Below are 3,069 nucleotides of genomic sequence, written 5' to 3'. Positions count from 1 at the left end.
GGGGTCGGTTCCGGCTGAGGGCGAAATGACACCCTAAGCGTTAGCTCTGTGTCGTTGCACGATGTCAGCGACGGTATTCTTGCTGATACCGAGCTCGCGTGCGATCCAGCGATAGCTGCGTCCCTCGGCCCTCATCGCAACCACCTTAGGCAAAAGTCGGTCTGATTTTGGTCGCACTCCGGCCTGACGACCAAGCCTCTTACCACGTGCCTTCGCAACAGCAAGGCCTGACTTGACCCGCTCGCTGATGAGATCCCGCTCAAACTCCGCAATGCCGGAAAGAAACGTCGCCAGCATTCGTCCATACGGCGACGAAAGATCGAACGCCATTCCATTCATGGCTATCACGGAAACCTTCCAGTTCTCCAGTTCACGTAGCGTATTGAGCAGATCGAGCGTCGAGCGCCCCCACCGGGAAAGCTCAGTGACCAGGATTGCATCAATTTGTCTGGACTGGGCAAGCGCCAGGACTTTCTTTCGCTCGGCCCGGTCGAGTTTAGTTCCTGAACCTGTTTCCTTAAATATTCCCACCACGTCGTAGCCGGCACGGCCGGCGAAGGCTCGCAGATCAAATTCCTGGCGTTCACAAGACTGATCCGCTGTTGAAACCCGGCAGTAAATGGCGGCACGATGTCCCAATTGAACCCTCCTGGATTTTTGTATCGGAACGCCCTGATTTATATGGGCTGGCTGTTGTCCAAAACAGACTATACTTCAAAAGGGACGAATTTGTATGTCACGACGCCATATTTTCACCGAACGGCAGCGAGCAGCGCTGTTCGATCTGCCCACGGACGAACTGTCGCTACTGAAGTTCTACACGCTGGGCGATGATGACCTGGAAAACATTAGGCAGCGCCGCAGACCGGAAAACAGGATTGGCTTTGCCCTGCAACTTTGTGCCTTACGATATCCGGGCCGTGCACTGGCTCCTGGTGAGATGATCCCGCGTGAAGTCCTTTCCTTCGTCGGTGCTCAGCTTGGAGTTCCGGCTGATGCGCTTCTCACTTATGCCACACGGCGCCAAACCCGTCAGCAGCACATGGACACGCTGCGCGAAATTTACGGCTACAAGACCTTCACGGGCCGTGGTGCCCGTGATCTGCGGGAGTGGACTTTCGGCCAGGCCGAAGATGCCAGATCAAACGAGGATCTTGCTCATCGTTTTATTGTGCGGTGTCGGGAAACTTCCACCATTCTGCCCGCAGTATCGACAATCGAGCGCTTGTGCGCGGATGCTCTGGTCGCCGCTGAGCGGCGGATTGAAACGCGGATTGCGGAAAATTTAACAGCGGATGTTCGCGATCACCTGGACAAACTTCTGAGTGAAATGCTCGCCGGCAATATCAGTCGTTTCATCTGGCTTCGCAACTTCGAGGTTGGTAACAACTCGGCTGCTGCTAACCGTTTGCTCGACAGGCTCGAATTTCTGCGTACCCTGAATATCAATCATAGTGCTTTGGCCAGCATACCTGCCCATCGCATTGCCCGGCTGCGTCGGCAGGGTGAACGCTACTTCACCGACGGTTTGCGTGACATCACTTCGGACCGCCGCTGGGCGATCCTTGCCGTCTGTGTTGTGGAGTGGGAAGCGGCGATTGCTGATGCCATAGTCGAAACCCATGACAGGATCGTAGGAAAAACCTGGCGGGAAGCGAAGCGCCAGCATGACGAAACAATTTCCGGCTCTAAAGCCACACTCACGGATACGATCCGTACCTTCACCGCGCTGGGAGCTTCGTTGCTTGAGGCCCGCAGTGACGGAACCCCGCTGGAGATGGCTGTCGCCAGTTCGGTTGCATGGGACCGGCTCGCTCAACTGGTAGCGACAGGGACTCAACTCAGCAACACGCTAGCCGATGAGCCTCTTGCATATGTCGGGCAGGGATACCATCGCTTTCGTCGTTATGCGCCCCGCATGTTGCGCTGTCTGAAGCTCGAAGCCGCGCCGGTCGCCGGACCATTGGTAGCAGCAGCTTTGTCGATCGGAGAGATGAAAGGTGTTGCATCGCCAGAAAGGCGTTTCCTGCGGCCCAGCTCCAAATGGAACCGTCATTTACGAGCTCAGGAAAAAGGAGATACCCGTCTTTGGGAAGTGGCGGTACTCTTTCACCTCCGGGATGCTTTTCGTTCCGGAGATGTCTGGCTCGCTCATTCGCGCCGCTATGGTGACCTCAAGCAGGTACTGGTGCCGATGATCGCGGCGCAGGAAAATGCAAAACTGGCCGTGCCTTCCAACCCACAGGATTGGCTGGCAGACAGAAAGGCGCGACTCACGATCGCTCTTAAGCGGCTGGCCCGGGCTGCCCGTAACGGCACTATTCCGCACGGTAGCATAGAAGATGGAACGTTGCGGATCGACAGGTTGACAGCAGACGTGCCGGATGGTGCCGAGGCACTCATACTGGATCTGTATCGCCGAATGCCGTCCGTTCGGATTACCGACATGCTGCTTGAAGTTGATGCAGCCCTTGGTTTCACAGATGCGTTTACCCATCTGAGAACCGGGGCTCCATGTCGCGACCGGATCGGTCTGCTCAACGTCCTGCTCGCTGAAGGGCTCAATCTGGGCCTGCGTAAGATGGCGGAAGCTACAAACACGCATGATTACTGGCAGCTCTCACGCCTTGCCCGCTGGCATGTTGAAAGCGAAGCCATGAACCAGGCATTGGCAATTGTGGTGGCCGCGCAGGGTAAACTGCCGATGTCACGCGTCTGGGGGATGGGCACGTCAGCATCGAGCGATGGTCAGTTTTTCCCGACAGCGCGGCATGGCGAAGCCATGAACATGGTCAATGCCAAATATGGTTCTGTTCCCGGCCTCAAAGCGTATACTCACGTAAGCGACCAGTTCGCGCCATTCGCTTGTCAGTCGATCCCGGCGACCGTGAGCGAGGCACCGTATATTCTCGATGGACTACTGATGAACGAGGTCGGTCGCCATGTTCGCGAACAGTATGCCGATACAGCAGGATTCACCGACCATTTGTTCGGAGCCAGTAGCCTGCTCGGCTACAATCTCGTTCTGCGAATCAGGGATCTGCCATCGAAGCGGTTGTACGTATTTAA

At 56.3% G+C, this 3,069-nt stretch carries 2 protein-coding genes; one reads left to right on the top strand and one right to left on the bottom strand.

What is annotated here, in order from left to right:
* Positions 1-33: 33 nt before the first annotated feature.
* Complete coding sequence (locus ACKLKD_RS27660) at positions 34-639, bottom strand: recombinase family protein (RefSeq protein ID WP_000509966.1); 606 nt, start codon at positions 637-639, stop codon at positions 34-36.
* A 94-nt stretch (positions 640-733) separates the two neighbouring features.
* Between ACKLKD_RS27660 and ACKLKD_RS27655 the strand changes: the two genes are divergently transcribed.
* Positions 734-3,069, top strand: a 2,336-nt coding sequence (locus ACKLKD_RS27655) for a Tn3-like element Tn5403 family transposase (protein ID WP_224331400.1), incomplete at its 3' end; no start/stop codon positions are given.

Origin of the sequence: Klebsiella sp. 10982, from assembly GCF_048589245.1 — a bacterium.
Taxonomy (GTDB): Bacteria; Pseudomonadota; Gammaproteobacteria; order Enterobacterales; family Enterobacteriaceae; genus Klebsiella; species Klebsiella quasivariicola.
This window is presented reverse-complemented; position numbering and strand designations above follow the sequence as displayed.